General features: G+C 44.4%; 16 protein-coding genes. 6 read left to right on the forward strand and 10 right to left on the reverse strand.

Annotation, left to right across the window (positions count from 1 at the left end; all coding sequences use genetic code 11):
- Positions 1-88: 88 nt before the first annotated feature.
- Positions 89-1,714, forward strand: coding sequence for an alpha-glucoside-specific PTS transporter subunit IIBC (locus L3V31_RS03110; RefSeq protein WP_237314620.1), 1,626 nt, complete (start codon positions 89-91; stop codon positions 1,712-1,714).
- 80 nt (positions 1,715-1,794) lie between these two features.
- Positions 1,795-3,132, forward strand: a complete 1,338-nt coding sequence (locus L3V31_RS03115) for a 6-phospho-alpha-glucosidase (RefSeq protein ID WP_267135881.1) — start codon at positions 1,795-1,797, stop codon at positions 3,130-3,132.
- 118 nt (positions 3,133-3,250) lie between these two features.
- Here the strand turns inward: L3V31_RS03115 and rnr are convergent, their stop codons facing one another.
- Both rnr and L3V31_RS03125 read right to left on the reverse strand, forming a co-directional pair.
- Positions 3,251-5,488, reverse strand: a complete 2,238-nt coding sequence (gene rnr / locus L3V31_RS03120) for a ribonuclease R (protein WP_237314622.1) — start codon at positions 5,486-5,488, stop codon at positions 3,251-3,253.
- A 291-nt stretch (positions 5,489-5,779) separates the two neighbouring features.
- A complete protein-coding gene (locus L3V31_RS03125) occupies positions 5,780-5,992 on the reverse strand; it encodes a cold-shock protein (RefSeq protein WP_237314625.1) in 213 nt (70 codons plus the stop codon).
- A gap of 913 nt (positions 5,993-6,905) precedes the next feature.
- Between L3V31_RS03125 and L3V31_RS03130 the strand changes: the two genes are divergently transcribed.
- Positions 6,906-7,109 carry a hypothetical protein gene (locus tag L3V31_RS03130; RefSeq protein WP_237314627.1) on the forward strand — a complete coding sequence of 68 codons (204 nt, stop codon included), beginning with the start codon at positions 6,906-6,908 and terminating at the stop codon, positions 7,107-7,109.
- Between the two features lie 180 nt (positions 7,110-7,289).
- On the opposite strand, the gene L3V31_RS03135 is transcribed toward L3V31_RS03130, so the two are convergent.
- Positions 7,290-8,204, reverse strand: coding sequence for a LysR family transcriptional regulator (locus L3V31_RS03135; protein WP_237314629.1), 915 nt, complete (start codon positions 8,202-8,204; stop codon positions 7,290-7,292).
- Between the two features lie 149 nt (positions 8,205-8,353).
- On the opposite strand from L3V31_RS03135, the gene hisC reads away from it, so the two are divergent.
- The 3 genes from hisC to L3V31_RS03150 all read left to right on the forward strand — a co-directional run bounded on the left by hisC (position 8,354) and on the right by L3V31_RS03150 (position 10,803).
- Positions 8,354-9,445, forward strand: coding sequence for a histidinol-phosphate transaminase (gene hisC, locus L3V31_RS03140; RefSeq protein WP_237314997.1), 1,092 nt, complete (start codon positions 8,354-8,356; stop codon positions 9,443-9,445).
- Positions 9,446-9,464: 19 nt separating this feature from the next.
- The gene (locus L3V31_RS03145; protein WP_237314631.1) at positions 9,465-10,238 is read left to right on the forward strand and encodes an ABC transporter substrate-binding protein; all 774 of its coding nucleotides are present in this window, start codon (positions 9,465-9,467) and stop codon (positions 10,236-10,238) included.
- A 172-nt stretch (positions 10,239-10,410) separates the two neighbouring features.
- Complete coding sequence (locus tag L3V31_RS03150) at positions 10,411-10,803, forward strand: ribosome recycling factor family protein (RefSeq protein WP_237314633.1); 393 nt, start codon at positions 10,411-10,413, stop codon at positions 10,801-10,803.
- Between the two features lie 109 nt (positions 10,804-10,912).
- Here L3V31_RS03150 and L3V31_RS03155 read toward each other — a convergent pair whose 3' ends face one another.
- The 7 genes from L3V31_RS03155 to xdhA form a co-directional block, all read right to left on the reverse strand.
- Complete coding sequence (locus L3V31_RS03155; RefSeq protein WP_237314635.1) at positions 10,913-12,316, reverse strand: nucleobase:cation symporter-2 family protein; 1,404 nt, start codon at positions 12,314-12,316, stop codon at positions 10,913-10,915.
- A gap of 296 nt (positions 12,317-12,612) precedes the next feature.
- Positions 12,613-13,842 carry a urate hydroxylase PuuD gene (locus L3V31_RS03160; protein WP_237314637.1) on the reverse strand — a complete coding sequence of 410 codons (1,230 nt, stop codon included), beginning with the start codon at positions 13,840-13,842 and terminating at the stop codon, positions 12,613-12,615.
- Between the two features lie 113 nt (positions 13,843-13,955).
- Positions 13,956-14,279 carry a hydroxyisourate hydrolase gene (uraH, locus tag L3V31_RS03165; RefSeq protein ID WP_237314639.1) on the reverse strand — a complete coding sequence of 108 codons (324 nt, stop codon included), beginning with the start codon at positions 14,277-14,279 and terminating at the stop codon, positions 13,956-13,958.
- On the reverse strand, positions 14,276-14,767 hold the full coding sequence (locus L3V31_RS03170; RefSeq protein WP_237314641.1) for a 2-oxo-4-hydroxy-4-carboxy-5-ureidoimidazoline decarboxylase: 492 nt from the start codon (positions 14,765-14,767) through the stop codon (positions 14,276-14,278). Before L3V31_RS03170 ends, uraH begins: the two co-directional genes overlap by 4 nt.
- Positions 14,764-15,675 (reverse strand): xanthine dehydrogenase accessory protein XdhC, encoded by a 912-nt coding sequence (gene xdhC / locus L3V31_RS03175; RefSeq protein ID WP_237314643.1) that lies wholly within the window; start codon positions 15,673-15,675, stop codon positions 14,764-14,766. Before xdhC ends, L3V31_RS03170 begins: the two co-directional genes overlap by 4 nt.
- Positions 15,659-18,055 (reverse strand): xanthine dehydrogenase molybdopterin binding subunit, encoded by a 2,397-nt coding sequence (gene xdhB / locus L3V31_RS03180; protein WP_237314644.1) that lies wholly within the window; start codon positions 18,053-18,055, stop codon positions 15,659-15,661. The genes xdhC and xdhB overlap by 17 nt, the downstream gene beginning before the upstream one ends.
- Positions 18,048-19,460, reverse strand: coding sequence for a xanthine dehydrogenase small subunit (gene xdhA, locus L3V31_RS03185; protein ID WP_237314646.1), 1,413 nt, complete (start codon positions 19,458-19,460; stop codon positions 18,048-18,050). The genes xdhB and xdhA overlap by 8 nt, the downstream gene beginning before the upstream one ends.
- Between the last annotated feature and the right edge of the window lie 91 nt (positions 19,461-19,551).

Here is a 19,551-nt window from a genome sequence, read left to right on the forward strand (position 1 = left end):
TGTCTCTTTTTGTGTCTGGGAGTAATTTGAATGTGTCGAAAGACGGAACACTGCGAAGATGAGTAAATAACAAATTAAGGATCCTGCCATGTTGAGTGCGATACAACGTTTAGGCGGAGCAATGTTTACCCCAGTTTTACTATTTCCGTTTGTCGGGATATTAGTAGGGCTAACCATTGTTCTTAAAAACCCGGTTTTTGTTGGTGATTTAGCCGATAAAAGCGGTCTTTATTATCAAGTGTTACAAGTTATTGAAGAAGGTGGCTGGACCATCTTCCGTAATATGGCGCTATTGTTTGCCGTTGGATTACCAATTGGTTTAGCAAAAACCGCTCATGCCAGAGCTGCCATGGTTGTGATGGTTTCGTACTTATCCTTCAACTACTTTATTGGTGCAATGGGAGGTTTCTGGGGAGAGTTTTTCGGTGTCGACTTTTCTCAACCTATCGGTGGCACTTCAGGATTGACCGAAATTGCGGGCATTAAAACCATCGATACTGGTATTTTTGGCGCCATTATAATCTCCGCTTTGGTTACCTGGATTCATAACCGTACCTTTGAAAAACAGCTACCCGCATATTTAGGCATTTTCCAAGGTGCTTCTTTTGTAGCGATGCTCTCGTTCTTCGCTATGCTTCCTTCTGCTTGGTTAACGTTGTATGTGTGGCCTTCAATTCAACATGGGATTTTAAATTTACAGCACTTTATGGTTGAGTCGGGTTCCTTTGGTGTTTGGTTATATACCTTTCTTGAGCGCATCTTAATCCCAACAGGTTTACATCACTTTGTGTATGCCCCTTTTGTGTTCGGTAATGTAGCAACGCCAAATGGAATTGCGGTGGACTGGTTTACCAATCTAGAAGTGTTCACGCAATCTAGCCAAGCGATGAAAGACCTTTTCCCAGCTGGTGGCTTTGCATTACACGGAAACTCCAAACTCTTTGGTTGCACAGGTATCGCACTCGCGATGTACCACACTGCCAAACCAGAAAACCGTCAAAAGGTTGCTGCGTTACTTATCCCAGCCACATTGACCGCGGTGTTGGTGGGTATCACTGAGCCACTTGAATTCACTTTTCTCTTTATTGCCCCATGGCTATTTGCCATTCACGCTTTGCTTGCCGGCACGATGGCTATGGTGATGTACAGCTTCGGTGTGGTGGGCAATATGGGAGGCGGTTTAATTGAATTTGCTACGGGTACCTGGATCCCACTGCTAGGTAACCATACCAGTATGGTGGTGACGCAAATCGCGATTGGCTTGTGTTTTACAGTTCTCTACTACTTCGTATTTAAGTACTTGATCGTCAAGTTTGATGTGCCAATTGCAGGTCGAGGAGAGGCCGAGATGAAACTGCATACCAAAGAAGACTTTAATAAAAAACATGGGATTACGGGTAAAGGCTATCAAGGTGGCAGCCCACTACAAATCCAAGCATTTGAGACTATTCATGGATTAGGTGGTGTCGAAAACATAGCAGATTTAAGTAACTGTGCGACTCGTTTACGCGTGACGGTGAAAGATGCAGATAAAGTCGAGTCCGCTGAATACTTTATGAGTACTGGCGCGGTGAACTTAGTAAAAAGTGGCAATGCGGTGCAAGTCATCATCGGTTTGAATGTGCCCCAGTTACGTGAGGAGTGCGAAAAGATTGTTAATGAGTATGAGCCAGAACAACAAGCATCGGAATTAACTCTTAGCCCGGCTCGTTAAGACCAGACGATTAATCAAAGAATTTTAAACCAGTATTGTAGGGGCGGCGGAGGCGTCGCCCGATAAAAGAGAGGCATATTATGAAAAAAGAATTCTCAGTTGTTATTGCAGGCGGCGGTTCAACATTTACTCCTGGCATCGTCATGATGCTGCTAGAAAACCAAGAGCGTTTTCCTATCCGTCAACTGAAGTTCTACGATAACTTTGCGTCGCGCCAGGAAACCGTGGCTGAAGCTTGTAAAATATTGCTTCAAGAACGTGCTCCGCATATCGAGTTTTCTTACACAACGGATCCAGAAGAAGCGTTTACTGATATTGATTTCTGTATGGCTCACATTAGAGCTGGCCTGTACGCCATGCGTGAGCAAGACGAGAAGATCCCACTTCGTCACGGCTGTATAGGGCAAGAAACATGTGGCGCTGGTGGTATGGCTTATGGTCTACGATCTATTCCTGCAGTCATCGAATTGATTGATTACATGGAGAAATACTCGCCAAATGCTTGGATGTTGAACTACTCAAACCCAGCCGCAATTGTTGCAGAAGCTTGCCGAGTTATGCGTCCTAACTCAAAAGTACTTAACATCTGTGACATGCCTATTGGTATCGAGACGCGTATTGCAGAGATCCTAGGTTATGACGATCGTAAACAGTTCGACATCATGTACTACGGCCTTAACCATTTTGGTTGGTGGAAAGAATTCAAAGACGCAGCAACAGGTGAAGATCTTATGCCGCGCATCAAAGAATACATCACAGAGTATGGCTATTTGCCACCAAGTGCGATGAATGGCACTCAGCATACCGACGAATCCTGGAAGGAGACTTTCATAAAAGTTCGTGATGTTTATGCGTTGGATCCAGAAACCATTCCAAACACGTATCTGAAATACTATATGTACCCTGATTACGTCGTAGAACACTCGAACAAAGAACACACCCGTGCGAACGAAGTTATGGAAGGTCGTGAGAAGGAAGTGTTTACCGAGTGTCACCGCATTATCGCTAATGGCACTGCGACAGATACGACCATCGAAGTGGAAGAGCACGCTTCGTACATTGTTGACTTAGCGACAGCCATCGCGTTTAACACCAAGGAGCGTATGCTGCTTATTGTCCCTAATAATGGTGCAATTAGTAACTTTGACCCAACTGCGATGGTTGAGATCCCATGTATTGTCGACAATACGGGCGCAAAACCTCTGCAAATTGGTGATATCCCAGAGTTCCAAAAAGGCATGATGAACCAACAAGTATCAGTAGAAAAACTGGTTGTGCAAGCACACGTAGAAGGCTCTAAACAAAAACTGTGGCAAGCGCTGACTCTGTCCGCGACCATTCCAAGTGCAAAAGTAGCGAAAGATATTCTAGAAGATTTACTTGAAGCGAATAAAGAGTACTGGGTTGAAATGAGATAATCACTAGTAACCAGAAATGCCCTGCCAGAGCAGGGCATTTTTTACGGTGTGTTCAGTTCTAAGCGCAGTGGTTCGGTCTACTTTTTCTTGTGCTAAAAAGAGTCATTTGGTTTAGTGACTATTCAACGCAGTCCGTTAAATTAAACATAATTTTTCTTTGCTTAGAATCGACTTCTTTCACGGTAACTTTGACTTGAGTACCTAGTGTGAAGGTAGTGGATTGACCGGAAATTTTTTGTTTGATCGCATCAAATTCAAACTCCCCATTTTGGAAACTTGATAAAGGTATGAGACCTTCTATCCGGTTTTCCTCTAGCTCTACAAATACACCAAAGTGTGTCACTCCAGAAACCGTCCCCATGAAGTTTTGTCCAATGAATGGTTTCATGTAATGACACTTCAGTGCTGACTCTACCTCTCGACTTACTTCATCAGCTTGGCGAGATTGATGTGAACAGTGCGCGCTGAGTTGCTCAATCTCTTTTGTGTCGTAAGGATAGTTATTCGCCACGCCTGTTAGTTGACGGATAGGTTTAAGCTTCATTATCAAACTACGTAGCTTGCCAATATTTTTCTCTCGAAGTTTGGCGCGAATAGCTCGGTGAACGAGTAAGTCAGGATAACGACGAATTGGCGAGGTAAAGTGTGAGTAAGCATCATACGCTAAACCAAAGTGGCCCATGTTTTTAGGCGAATATTCAGCTTGGCTTTGAGAGCGCAATAGTAAAGTGCGTATTATGTCGCACTCATCCAAATCTCGAACTTGTTCTAATAGAGAGTTGTAGTCGTGAGAAGTTGGCTTATCACCGCCCGCTAACGTTAGCCCTCTGTCTGCAAGCAACATTCTCAATGAAGATAACTTTTTCATCTGAGGGCCAGAGTGCACGCGATATAGGCTCGGTATTTTATGTCGCTCTAAAAATTGTGCTGTCGCAACGTTGGCGCACAGCATAAACTCTTCGATCATTCGATGAGCGTCATTTCGAACGACTGGAACGATAGAAGCAATCTTCTTTTTGTTGTTTAACGTAAAAGCAAGTTCTTGCGTATCAAAATCAATGGCTCCGCGGATTTTACGCTGACCTGATAAGTTCAGATATAGGCAATGAAGATTCACCAAATGCTGAGAGATGTTATTTTTGGGATTGCTGCTTTGGTATTTCGTTTTCGCCGGAGATTGCATAACAATGCGGTTAGCTTCGTTGTACGTTAATCTGGCATGTGAGTGAATGATCCCTTCAGAAAACTCTGAATCTAGCATGTTACCATCGCCATCAAAGGTCATCTCGCATACCATCACTAATCTGTCTTCATTAGGATTAAGTGAACACAAACCATTAGATAATGACTCTGGTAGCATTGGCACGACACATCCCGGGAAGTAAACGGACGTTGCACGAGACTGTGCTTCAAGATCTAAATGGTCGTTTGGTTGAACATAATGAGATACGTCAGCGATTGCGACGAACAGCTTCCACTGACCATTATCCATTTGATACCCATAAACAGCATCGTCAAAGTCTTTAGCATCATCACCATCGATGGTGACGAAAGGTAAGTCTCGATAATCCACTCGTGATGTTTTGTCTTTTTCTTCTACATGAGAGCCAAATGCGGAAGCAGCATGCAGTACTTCTTTATCCCATTTGTCATTGATGCCATGGCGACGCAACGCCAATTTAACTTCGATGCCTGCCTCTCCTGCACGACCCAATACTTCAGCGACTTCAACCGTGGTTGATTGTCTGTGATCTGGGTATGCAGTGACTTTACAATAAACGAGTTTACCTACATTTTTAGCTATCAGTTCATTTGGGGTGACATGGATGGTTTGATTCAGTTTCGCGCTTTCTGGCACTAAATAGAAGTTAGAACCTTTTTTCTTTAACAAGCCCACAATATGAGTCGTTTTACGTTCCACGATCTTGATCAAGCGATGGTTTGAACGACCTTGTTGTTGAGCGTTGCCTTTCAAAACCTGCACGACATCACCGTCGAAGACATGAGTTAGTTGATGTTTAGGTAAGAAAAGGTCTTTTTCATTGCTGTCGTAAGTGACAAAGCCAAAGCCGTCTGCGTGAGTACTTATTTTCCCTGAAACTAAAAAAGTCTGATCGACTTTTTTGTAACCTCTGCGATGAGTAAAAATCAACTGTCCATCTCGCTCCATTGCACGTAAACGTTTTTTTAAAGCGTCTTTTTGTGGTTTCTCATCCAAGCCAGCAGAATGAGAAATCTGTTCATGGCTTAAATAGCTTTTTACTTTGTCGAATAGGCTAAGAATAAAATCTCGGCTAGGAATAATGTCGTCATATGTAGTGTGGTTTATTGATTGAGCGGATATATTTATTTTCATTTAATTCTCTTTTATTCGCCAATCGCTTTTTATATAAACCTATTTATATGAGTAAAGCACTAGGCGAAATGATTCATGTATGAATCATATTAGTTATTATTTGGGGTTATTTATTGGCATTCCACCAAAGATATATACTGAAATGACTTATTTTATAGGTTTATTGTCGTTGAAAACTGAATCTTAACGTTTAAGTTCAAGTTACTTGGGTATATAAATTTGAATGAAAGATTTGCGATGATGTAAAGAGGAGAGAAGAGGCACCAACGAATGTCGATGCCATATAGCTGATTACATTACAGTAACTTCGCCTGCTTGAAGGCCTTTTTTGCCTTGCTCGACAACAAACGAGACTTTTTGGCCTTCAGCTAGTGTTTTGAAACCAGTTGAGACAATTGATTGAAAATGAACAAACAAGTCTTCACCACCATTTTCAGGAGAAATAAAACCAAAGCCTTTAGTTTCGTTGAACCACTTTACTGAACCAGTTGATTTATTAGACATAGATACCTCTATTTTTGATAGTTTTAATATTAATTTTATTAGCTAATAAGCGCTATTATATGATTTAGAGATATATTTTGTCGCAGGAACGTAAACGAGGAAATCGATGAGGAACTGAGAGAAATTTGATCTTAAAATGATTAAATAGCTCTTTTCTTAAGAGCTGATGTGCAGTATACCGACAAAATTGATAAAGGCTAGCTTTTTATTTTTTATTTTCCCTTGTACTTTAAGCATTCGTTCTTTGCGATAGAAAATGCAATGCAGAGGTCAAACTATAGTCTGTGAATGCTTCATAGCACTAGCGTCTGTAAAGCAATCATACTCAGAAATTTTTATGATTATGCTCGAAGTTGTGGTTAACATACTGATTTTATGGGTTAGTGGTGCTTTTTGGGTTTTTGATAAAACCGTATAAAGCCTAGAGAAGCTTCTGCTTCTATGAGGAAAATAGAAAATATCTATCTATTTATTGTAATGAGTGTATAGTGAGCCCAGCTCCGAAACGTGAGCTATTGATGAAACATATAGTTCGAGTCTCTTCTCAGTTTTCTTTCGAGTCATATCGTTATACAACTCCCATAGCAACTTATTCTTTATCTTCCATTAAATAGTCTCAGTTTTGTTTTTAACTATTAACGAGGGTTCAAAAGTAGCTTCAGAATGTTTAAGTCTCTATCTGAAGGTCACAAAGTAGCATTCAGAACTGAACATGACCTGAAAGGTCTTTCAGTCGTAAGTGTTATGATCATTTAGATAACTTATCATTTATTGAAACGCTTATTTATCATCGTTAATGATTACTAAAGTAGTATGTTGAATCAGGCTTATTAAAGCCATTGCAGGTGGATATATAAAATATAGCCTGCATGTTTAATATACTTTTGATAAATATGTTCAAACAGGAACAAGAATGCGAAAAAGACAAGATAAATCGCCAAGAAAATATAAAAAAAGCGGCTATGAAGCGAAGTTTGAGCAGATGGTTAAAGAATACCATAATGCCAAAGAAGTCCTAAACTCAATGGACGCAGGTTCTGATGAGTACAACAAGCAGAAAAACCTCTGCGAATCTCTTTTTGCCAGTGCTGAACGTTTCTTTAAACAGAATCAGTAATATTATAAAGAACTAAATCGAGTTCTTATGGTGATTGTGATGTGTAAGTATCACCAGATTCCGCATCATGATCACGTTCCCGATATATTCACATTTATTATCAATCAAACTCCCAGCCCTCTTTTCCAGTGCTTGCCTAAGATTTTCCCAATAGAGGTGATTTTTTGAAACTAACTAGTTTTAGTCACGCTCTCTTTCGCTTTGCTCCGCTAACCAACTGACCAGTTTGCCTACCATAGTATTGCGTTCGTGTTTTGGATTGAGCAGGTGATAACCATTTCCAGAAGCGACGTAGCTATCGAACGGCTGAATTAAGCGTTTTGATTTTAAGTCTTGCTCAGCTAGCGTAATGTCACCAATCGCCATGCCAAAACCTTGTTGGGCTGCATTTACCGCCTGATCGAGCGTGGCAAAAGTCTGGTTACCTTTGCCCTGAACGTTGCGATATCCTCGCGACGCCAGCCACATCGACCAGTCTGACTGCTCCGTATTCGCATGAAGCCAAGTACAACGTTTGAGTAGGTTTAGTTCATCTATTTCTATTGTTTCTTCTGACCCTTGCGAGGCTATCTTTTCCCACAGTAGTGGCGCACATAATGGAGCCAGAAGCTCATCGAACAATAATACTTGTTCAATGGTTTTATTGCGGATGGGTTTACCGTAAGAGATGACTAAGTCAAAACTGTCGAAGTTGGGTATCGCCTGATGCTTGGTGGTTGAGGTCAGTTCGACATTCACATCAGGATAAGCTTGCTGAAAGTCGGCGATGTGACCTAACAGCCAGGAAGTAATACAGCTAGGTGCGTTCAGCTTGATTCGGTTTGCACTATCCACCACTTCACGAATCGACATTTGTAAGCGATGAATGATCTCTTCTGCGAGAGGGATAAACTTCGCGCCTTCTGGAGTCAGAGCCAGTCCTCGTGCCTGACGATAAAACAATGCAACACCCATCAGACTCTCTATCGACTGGATTTGGCGGCTGATCGCGCCTTGAGTCATGTTAAGCGCTTCTGCTGCGTGGGTGAAATTCAGATGCTGCGCTGTGGCTAAAAACGCTTGCAGGTTTTTTGTCGAAGGGAGTCTACTTTGCATCTCATCTATCCATGATTTTTTTGCATGGCTAGTATGCCTTTAATTCGATTTAACCAAAAGCGATTCTTGACTAATTTATTACCAATAAAGAAATTTAATACAGATTGAATGCTAAAAAATGATTAAGTATTCATGTTGGAGTGATAAATATAATGTCATTAGCTGAGAAGTTAGCGCCTGAGAGCATAAAAAAGTTAATACCATATCAGTCTGCAAGACGTATTGGTGGCGCTGGGAGATTGTGGCTTAACGCGAACGAATTGGAAGAGCCGCTGCTGTACAAAGAGCACCAATCTCCGCTGCACCGCTATCCGGATTTTTTGCCGCATGATATAGCATCTGCGTACCAAGCTTACTGCTCAACGTCACAGCCAACATTGGCGGTTCGTGGTGCGGACGAAGCAATTGATTTGCTCATTCGAACCTTCTGCCAGCCAGGTAAAGACAGTATCGCGATATGCAGTCCGACTTATGCGATGTACGAGTTTTGTGCAGAATCATTGGCGATTGATGTTATCGACTGTCCGTTGGTTTTACCGAACTTTGAACTCGACGTTGAGAGCGTTGTTCAAGCAGCAGAGAAGGCGAACCTGGTATTCCTATGCTCGCCAAACAATCCTACCGGTCAGTTGTTGAGCTCTCAAAAAATCGTTGACGTGTTAGAGCAGACACAGCAAAGCGCAATTGTGGTTGTTGATGAGGCTTATATTGAATTTGAACTTGACCAAAGTGTCGTTGAGTTGATTGACCGTTATCCAAACCTGGTTGTGGTTCGTACTCTATCGAAGGCTTTTGGTCTGGCTGCAGTACGCTGTGGATTTGTTATCGCTCAGCAATCGGTTATGGATTATGTCTACAAGCTGATTCCACCGTATCCAATGCCGGACAGCTCGGCAGAGATTGTTCTCCAAGCATTAAGTGCTGAAGGGCTAGAAAAGGTAGCGGCTCATACCCGTACCTTGATTGAATCTCGTCAGCGTTTTATTGAAAGCATCGAAGGGCTTGAGTGGATAGAAACGATTTATCCGTCTGCGACCAACTTTGTATTAATTCGCACTAAACCGGGTGTGAATCTTTTTGAATACTTACGCCAGCAAGGCATCGTAACGCGTAACCAAACGCATGAGCCAAGTTTGCAAAACTGTGTTCGAATCACTATCGGCTCGGAAAAGAGCATGCAGGAAGTGGCAGAAATTATTTGTAACTTGCAACCAAACCAATCAACTGACACCATCAATTGAAATAATAAGGATATTCCACATGAAAAAAATGCTCAGCGCGTTAGCTTGCACCGCTGCACTACTATCGACTCCTTTGATGGCAAAGGAAGTTCGTCTGGCTTCTGACTTTACTTACCCACCGTTCAATTATAAGAATGCGAGTGGTGCCCCAGTTGGTTTTGATATCGAAATTGCAGACGCTTTATGTGCAGAAGCGAAGCTTGAGTGCACTTGGGTGTCACAGGGGTGGGACTCTCTTATCCCGAATCTGCTTGCCCGTAAGTCCGATGTGATCATGGCTTCGATGCGTATTACCGAGGATCGTAAAAAACGCGTGTTGTTTACTGACAAGTATTACCAAACGCCAGCGCGCTTTGTGGCTAAAGCAGACAGTAAAATTGAAATCAGTGAAGATGGCTTAAAAGACAAAGTGATTGGTGTGCAAAGCGGTACGATTCACGATATGTACGTGACGGACAAATTTGGATCGGTTGCAACCATCAAACGTTATTCAGGCCAAGATGAAGTGTATTTAGATATGGCCAATGGTCGTTTGGATGCTACGTTTGGCAACTCAGACCAACTGGCGCTGGCGTTCTTAGAAAAAGACATCGGTAAAGGCCATGAGTTTGTGGGTGAAGCCGTTACAGATAAAGCTTACATCGGAGAAGGCACTGCACTAGCACTGCGTAAAAACGACAAAGAATTGGCTGAGAAGTTTAATCAAGCGATCAAAACCATTCGAGCAAATGGTACTTACGACAAGATTGCCGCGAAATACTTCTCCTTCGATATCTATGGTGAAGAGCTTTAATTGCGGATAAAGTCGTTTCGTTAAAACAACAAGGTCTACTTTGCTTAGCAAGGTAGGCCTTTTTATTAACTCAATGCGTTAACGACATTTCATTCTCTGTGTGGCGAAAAGATGAAAAATCAGCTCGCTAAGTTTAAAATGTTCGTCTATTTCTGATGATATGACGTCTTCTATGAATTCAAACAAGCTCACCATTTCATTGCCTTCTTTGGTTCACCGTATTGGTGGCGATCACGCAAAACGAGCCAAAATGATTGCGATGGAGAAGAAGTGCGAGTTGAAGCGTGTTCGACGTTCGAGGAATTGGATGGTGACAGGTGAAGCAATGGATTTGCATCGCTTTCTTGAGCACATTAAATCCGAAGAATCAGAAGCGTTGCGATTTGTTATCAATAAGATGGAAGTCGGACTCGCGGCGCACCAAGATAAGTTAGAGCCGCTGGAAGCGAAGTTGATTCGTTTAATTGTCGAGAATCCCAATGTTACCTTGGCCGAGTTAATGGCAGAGACCAACTGCACTATTGCCCAAGCCCGAACTGCTCGTTTTGACGCGGAAATGTTGTAATTGTTTATGTTTCAAATAGCCAAATAGCCCAGTAAGGTCATAAAAAGCCACCCCGTGAGTTATCATCGGAGTGGCCGTTGTGGTTTAGTTTTGACTGGCTCCAGCTTTGTTACTTTTCTAACGCTGGTTTAGAAAGCGTCTTTTGTGTTTCTTTATGACTCGCTTCCTGCACATTTTCTGTTGATGTTTGAGGTAGCACAATGGTCATGATAATGGCCGCAATACCGCTGGTAGTAACCGGAGAGCCGAAAACGCTCTGCATGATTTTTGGCATACCTTCCAGAATTTCAGGGACGAGCATTACGCCAAAACCGATACCGAAGGAAACCGCCAGGATCATTAAATTGCGGCGATCTAACTCTTCATTGGCAATGATCTTGATACCTGCTGCGGCGACCGTACCAAACATAACTAACGTTGCTCCGCCGATCACTGGTTTAGGGATAGTGGTTAAGATCGCTCCGATGAGTGGAAACAGTCCGAGAGCCACCAAAATTAGCGCGACAAAGTAGCCAACGTAACGACTTGCTATGCCGGTAAGGTGAATCACACTGTTATTCTGGCTGAAAGTGGTGTTTGGAAAAGTATTAAATACCGCAGCAATCAGTGAGTTCACACCATCGCCAAGAATACCGGCTTTAATTCGTTTAAGGTATTGTGGTCCCGACACGGGTTGTTTGGTGATAATACAGTTCGCGGTGATATCGCCTGCTGACTCGATCGCCGTGATGGCATAAATGACAGCGATTGGTACGAATGCAAACCAATCAAAATCAAACCCGTACTTGAATGGAACCGGAATGCTTACCAAAGGCTGATTAAAGGCCCCTTCTAAGTTGACCATGCCCATAAAGGCCGCCAGGACATAGCCAATAACCATACCGATCAGGATTGACGACAATCTTACCATTAGGTTTTTAGAGCGATTTAACACGATGATGGTGGTTAAAACAACTGTCCCCAAAACAAGGTTGTTCCACGATCCAAAATCAGGCGCGTTGAATCCACCTGCAAGATCGGTCATACCAACTTTTATCAGCGAAATACCTATCGTTGTTACTACAATGCCCGCAACGACAGGGGTGATGATACGTTTAAGTTTGCTGATAAACTGAGAAAGGATGATTTCGACGAACGCTCCGACAAAGCAAACCCCGAAGATCATTGCCAGAATATCTTCTGGGCTACCACCTTGAGATTTAACGATGAAGCCAGCCGCCAAGACAGAACTCAGAAACGCAAAACTGGTGCCCTGAACGCAGACTAAACCCGCACCAACAGGGCCGATACGGCGTGCCTGAATAAATGTACCAACCCCTGAAACGATTAACGCCATGCTAATGAGGTACGGGACATGTTCTCCTAATCCAAGCACACCGCCGATGATTAGGGTAGGAGTAATGATTCCGACAAAACTTGCAAGCACGTGTTGTAGACCTGCATAAAATGCTGCGCCGGCTTTGGGTTTGTCTTCTAATCCATAAATGAGGTCGTGGGTTTCCTGTTGAGACATACTGACTTCCTTGTATTCATTATTGTGTACTATTTTATGAATACATCTGAGCAATCTTTGTGCCACAAACTTCCTGACTGGTTAGTCAAGTTATTCCAGTGGTTTAGGAGAGAGCCCTCTTGAATTGAATGAAAATATTGTTTTGTATTGGTGCAATAATGCTCAATTAAGTGCATGCACAACCAGTCACTTTTCCGCTTTACGCACACTTAATCGATTGAATTTTCCATAAAAAATTTATCATAAAAAAGTCACCTGGAATTCAGGTGGCTTCAATTGATGAATGAATCGAGAGGTTAATTCAGCACTTCTTTTAGGCGTTGTCGCTCTTCGTCAGTCATCTTTGTTTTATTCAAAAATGGCATATCAGCACTTTCAACCGAGCGAACCAGAATTCTTGCTTTCCAACGCTCGATATCTTGCCAGCTGTCGAATACGGCACCGCTTGGCGCGACCTTGAATACATCATCCGTTGGTGTTGAGCTATGGCATTGACTACAGCGCTTATCAATGATTTTTTTTGCAATCATCTGATCTTCAGTGAGCGATACCTGACTGGTGACGTCTTCATGATGGCCCTCTGTACTTGTCACTGTATCTTGTGTCGTTTTACCCGACGTTGACTGCCAACTCACAACAACGGCCAGCACTAACATTGCACCAGCACCGCTTAGAATGACACTTGGTCGATTTTGCCCGATATGTTTGAGGTTAAAGTAATGACGGATATACGCGCTGATGATCATAACGAAAAAGCCAATCAGCCAGTTCAGCGGATGTTGATAGATCATTGGGTAGTGATTACTGATCATCAAGAAGATTACTGGCAGAGTGAAGTAGTTGTTATGAATTGAGCGTCGTTTACCTTCTAACCCCGGAGCTGGGTCAACGGTTTCACCTGCGGTAACTTGCGCCACCATTTTTCTCTGGCCAGGAATGATCTTGTGGAACACGTTGTTGACCATAATCGACCCGATCAGTGCGCCCATATGAATAAATGCGCCACGACCACTAAATAGCTGGGTAAAGCCGTAGAAAAATAGCGCACCAAACGCGAGTAATGCTGCACTGAATAGGGCCGTGTTACGGCTCAAAGGTGAACGCATTAACGCTTCATAAACCACCACGCCCAATAGAATCCCACCAACGCCAATACCGACTGCTTGCAGAGACGTTAGCTCCATGACACGCGGGTCAATCAGATAAGCTTGGGCGTTGAAGTAGTACATCCAAATCATCAACGCAGAGCCAGTTAGCCATGTGGCGTAAGCTTCCCATTTAAACCAGTGCAGTTTTTCCGGGATTTTTTCCGGACCTACCTGATACTTGGCGACTTCGTAAAATCCACCGCCATGCACCGCCCATAAGTCGCCTTTGATGCCTTTGTCTTTTTTCCATTTTGGCGGTGTTTCTAGGTTGTTATCCAACCAAGTAAAGTAAAAGCTCGCTCCAATCCATGCTATGCCACAGATCACATGAAACCATTTGATAAACAGCGCCAGCCATTCATAAAGTTGTGGCCACATCGTAATATTCCTTATTAACGTCTTACTCTTTGAAATTATGTCCTATTGATGTTGGATTGCGCTTTGCGAGGGGACTTCGCCAAACTGCCTCACTGAAGCACAATCCTCTCTTGTTAACTTCCCCGGTAACTCGAATAAGAGAATGGGGAAAGTAGAAGAGGGATGTGATAGTTACCCTCGTCAGAAACGTTGAAATTCACGTCAATGAGAGGAAAGAAAGCGCTGCCAAATTGCGCATCACAATAAGGTGCAACAAGAAAACGCAGCGTGTAACCCTGTTTTTCCAGGATTACTTCTGGGAACTTGGCGCGACCATCTTGATCGGTGGTGCCTTCTGCGAGACAGGTTTGGTCATTGAGGCTAAATAGTTGAACTTGAATACCGGTGGCTGGTTTTCCGTTTGCGGTATCTAAAACGTGGCAACTGAGTTGTTTCATAACAAGGCTTCCATTCTGATGTTACTGATTTTCTGTTGTTCTATTGCTGCTTGATGTAGCTCTTCCTCCCGCGAGCGATTGATTCGGCCTTTGAGTAGGATGAGCATCTCTTCTGCAGTCTTGTTGGTGGCACACACAATAAAAATGAAGCCAAATTTGTCGTGGTATTCGCGGTTGAGCTTAAGCAGTTCTTGCAACACATCGGTAGAAGCCTGTTTAACGTTCTTTTGCTCTTTTTCGCTGAGGTCTTTGCCTTGTGAGTATTTCTTTTTCAGGCTATTGAGATCACCAATCATCGGGTGACCTGCAAATGCTTCCAGCCAGTCGTTTTCTTTTAACTTGGTAAAGGCAATCTCTGCGCTACGAAGTAAAGAATCTATTGAGTCAAACGGCATGCGGATTTTCATTTCTTGCTGCCAACGTTGGCTGGTGCAAATTCTCTCTAGCTGTTCGTCACTCAGGTTCAAGGCAAGGTTTACTGTACTCATTGATGATTTTCCTTGATATTTTTGCGCGCAAGATTGGCTTGTTGCCATTGTTCTTCGTTATGTTGTTTTACGTCTGGCTGCATTTCATTGTGTTGTTTATTAGCTTGATGCTGCTTAAACCGTGCCATCAATTGGGCAGAAACCGAGACCGCCACTTCCATTGGTAATTTGCCAGTGATGTCTGGATTCCCAATCGGGCAGGTGAGCTGGTCGAGCAAGTTGACGTTGCTCAGCTGTTCTTGAAGGCGGAATCTGAAACGTTGGCTTTTACCTTGCGAGCCAATTAACCCCACATAAGCGAAGCGCTGACTTTCGAGCGCATGCTGAGTCAGCTCAAAATCAAGCGCGTGGTCTTGAGTCATGATCAACACGAACGTGTGGTCTTGCAGTGTTTCAATTGCATCGACCGGATTAATAAGTAGCGCTGTCTCTATTCCTTTTTGCGATAAAGGCGCTAGCCATTCTGAGCGACTATCGATGACTTTTACATGGCAAGGCAATCCATTGAGAATGCTGGTGAGTGCCTGACAAATATGTCCGGCACCAAATATCACCACTTGCGGAGTTTGCGTCTGGAAGAATTCGAACATCACTTGTACCGCTCCGCCGCAACACTGCCCAAGATCCGCAGATAAGGCAAAGCGTTCGATAATTGGTTCAGCGTGTTGAAGCGCTAGGTTTTCACGCGCTTTGGCGATCACCTGGTATTCGAGGTTACCGCCGCCAAGAGTATCGAACTGACCTTGAGCCGAGATAACCATCTTCGCACCACTAGAGCGCGGTACAGAGCCCACATAAGCCAGAACCGTTGCAATACAGTAAGCCTGACCTTGTTGCTCAAGTTGCTGGCAGGCGGCTAACCAGTTCATACCTGAGTTAGACAGGTAGGCCTCATTCTTCGACGACATAAGATTCCTCCTGCATTGGCTGCTCCGCGAGCCACTGTTGCTGATGCTCACAAGCATTTAGGATTTCTTCACCCGTTGCAGGCGCGTGCAGTGCTGGCGTACATTGATGTTGACTGATAGAGGCAACGGCATCGTAAATAGCACACCAGACACTGTTCGCATGCATGAATGGTGGTTCGCCAACTGCTTTGGAACGGTAAATGCTATATTCCGGATTGGCTTGATCGTACAGATCCACGTGCATCTGTTTAGGGTAGTCACCGATGGTCGGGATTTTGTAGTTCATCGGGCTATTACTCAGCAGATGTCCATTTTCATCCCAGACTAACTCCTCTGTGGTTAACCAGCCTATCCCCTGAATGAATGCGCCTTCAATTTGTCCCTTATCGATTGCCGGGTTCAGGCTGTTACCTACATCATGAAGAATGTCGACTTTTTCTACGCGCATTTCGCCTGTTAGGGTGTCGATCGTGACTTCTGAGCAGGAGGCACCCAGGGCGAAATAGAAGAACGGACGACCAGTGGCAGTGTTGCGGTCATAACCAATTTTTGGCGTTTGGTAGAATCCGCTTGAAGAAAGGGAAATACGGTTCATATACGCCAACTGAACTAACTCCGCCCAACTGACGGGTTGTTGGTATTTCGGTGATGATTCAATACCGACAAGCTCACCGTTGACGATGTCTGCCTCTTCGACTTGATAATGTTCACAAGCGAAATCAAGTAAGCGTTGTTTAATCGTCATTGCTGCATTATGCGCCGCCATACCGTTAAGATCGGCACCAGAAGAGGCGGCTGTCGGTGAGGTGTTCGGCACTTTGTCTGTGCGGGTTGAGGTGACAAGCACTTTGTTAATATCGATGCCGAAAGACTGAGCAACGATCTGTTGTATTTTCGTATGCAGACCTTGTCCCATCTCTGTCCCGCCGTGTGATACCTGAAGTGTCCCATCGGTGTAGACGTGAATCAGCGCGCCCGCTTGGTTAAGGTGTGTTGCAGTAAACGCAATCCCGAATTTGACTGGGGTTAATGCCAGCCCTTTTTTCAGTACCGGGTTACTTTGGTTCCACTGTTTGATTGATTCACGACGAGCGCGGTAATCACTTTGCTGCTCAAGCTGTCGCATAATGTCTAGCATTGCATCACGCTGTTCGACTTCCATGCCATACGGTGTGGTGTGTGCTTCGTCGCGATACAGATTTTTGTAACGAACATCGAGCGAATCCTGTCCAACCTGAAGCGCTAAATCTTGTATTGCTTTTTCAATCGCGATCATGCCTTGAGGTCCGCCGAATCCACGGAATGCTGTGTGGGAAACCATATCGGTTTTTAGCCTGTTCCCAACTACACATGCTTGGCCTAACGAGTAAGCGTTATCTGCGTGGAACATGGCACGATCGACAATCGCATCTGACAAGTCAGGAGAGTGGCCACACAAACCGTTCACTTCGATATTCGCGGCAAAGATCTGGCCTTGAGCGTCTGCCGCAAGCTGGTAACGGTTGTAGAATGGGTGACGCTTACCCGTGGCCGTCATATCCAGTGAACGAGGGAGGCGCATTTTTACTGCGCGTTTTGTATGGTGCGCCCCAAGAGCTGCCAGGCACGCCCATTGAGCCGCCTGACTTTCTTTACCACCAAAGCCTCCGCCCATACGGCGCATATCAACCGTGACGCGGTTAAAGTCTATAGCCAATACTTCGGCGACTAATTTCTGCACTTCTGACGGATTTTGGGTTGAAGAACGTAAGAATATACCGCCATCTTCGGTTAGCTCCGCAAGACTTACCTGACCTTCTAAATAGAAGTGTTCCTGTCCGCCGACATAGATGTCGCCTTGAATATAAACTGGCGCTTGGTCAAAGACTTGTTGTTCGACTTTTTTACCCATCTGGTGCGAAGGCAACAGGGGAGCTTGTAATGCGGCTGTTGGATAAGTCAGCGCCAGGCCGTCTGTTTCGGTGTACTCAACCTTCGCCAGACTTGCGGCTTTCCATGCCAGCTCGTGCGTCGTCGCCAGAATTAGGGCAATAGGCTGTCCGAAGTACTTAATCTCGTTATCTATCGCCAGTAATGGATCGCCTTTGAGAATGGTACCAATGTCTTTTTCTCCGGGAATCGAGGTCTCTGTCAGTACTTTAACGACACCTTCTGCGCGCTCAACGTCTGATAAGTTGAGCTGTGTAATGTGACCTTTGGCGATGGTACTGGTAACAACGGCCGCGTGCACACATCCCGCCGGAATGGCGTAGTCATCGACAAAAAGCGCTTCACCGCTGACCTGTTTATCGGCACTTTCATGCTTGTAAGGTTTCCCTACGACTTGTTGGGATTCAGGGAGTATGGTTTGTCCTGATTCAACCTGAGTTAACTTACGCATCTTGCACCAACCTTGTCTCAATACTCTGAGACTCCAAATAAAACCGTTTAAGTAGGTTCTGAACCAACCTGACTCGATAAGTATTACTGCCTCGTACATCACTTAGTGGCTGAATGACATGAGGCACCATTTCCTGCGCTTGCTCTACGACAGAAAGCGACAATGGTTTACCAACAAATAAGACTTCTAATTTGCTGAGGCGCACTGACTTAGCGGCTACTCCGCCAGCAGAAATGATGCAGTGAGTGACGCATTGGTTGGAATCAAATGCCATGTTCAGTCCTAACGTGACCGTGGCGATATCATCCTCGTAGCGTTTACTGACTTTATAGATGGCGTGGCGCTCGTTTTTAGCAAGTTGAGGCAAGTGAATCGCACTGATCCACTGGTTAGGCTGAAGTACAGTCTGACGATAGCCAGTAATGTATTCCTCTGGGGCTAGCAGCACTTTGTCTTCGCCATCATCTAGTTCAATCAGGCCATGCAGGCTGATAAGTAGCGGGGCAATATCGCCAATTGGTGAGGCGTGGCCGAGACTGCCACCAAGCGTTGCTCTGTGGCGAATAGTCAAGCTACCTAAGCGTTCAATCACTTCATCAGCCGTAGGGAAGTGTTGTTTAATGAACTCATGAACTTGCGTCATTGGCACGGCTGCACCAATACGCCAACCTGCCGAAGTGTCTGTGATCGTCAGTAAGTCATCGACGTGAGACAAATCGATCAGTTGTGGCAGAGGTTTGTGTTGCTGTGTCACCTCTAGCGATAAATCCGTACCGCCCGCGATCATTTTTGCCTTTGGCATCTCTTTGATTGCCTGAGCGAGTTGCTGACGATTTTTTGGGCGCGCGTAGTTTGGCTCATTTGATTCTGCCACTGAAGCCATCCATGCTTTGACGGCTGTTTCATGAACGCTAAGCGGATCATCAATATGGCTTGCAGCAATCGAGTTCGCTGCTTCAATCAGTGGACCGTAGCCCGTGCATCGACACAGGTTGCCTGACAGAAAGTGAGCTGGGTTATGCGGCGCTACTTCTTGCTTTGACAGTGCGTAGAGCGACATCACAATTCCTGGAGTACAAAAGCCGCATTGAGAACCGTGGTGATCAACAACGGTTTGCTGCACAGGATGAAGCTGATCGTTTTGTTTTAGGTGCTCCACGGTAATGATCTGTTTACCGTGCAGAGCATGAATCGGGGTGATGCAGGCGTTGATTTGTCGATAACTCAGTTTATCTGCGTCATCGGTATCAACGACTACTACCGTACAAGCGCCACAATCACCACTGGCACACCCTTCTTTAGAGCCTGTCATGTGTTTTTGTTCACGCAAGTAGTTCAAAAGCATGGTGTCTGCTTTTGCTGATGTCACTGTAACGACATCATTATTAATCATGAGCTCTAACATAACTTCCTCTATTCATTATTGTTAAAAACCTGTCCATATGGTCAACTCAAGAGCCCCAAAATAGCTCGCGCAGTCTTGGCGAAAGCACAAG

It is taken from the genome of Vibrio sp. J1-1 (genome assembly GCF_021728395.1).
Taxonomy (GTDB): Bacteria; Pseudomonadota; Gammaproteobacteria; order Enterobacterales; family Vibrionaceae; genus Vibrio.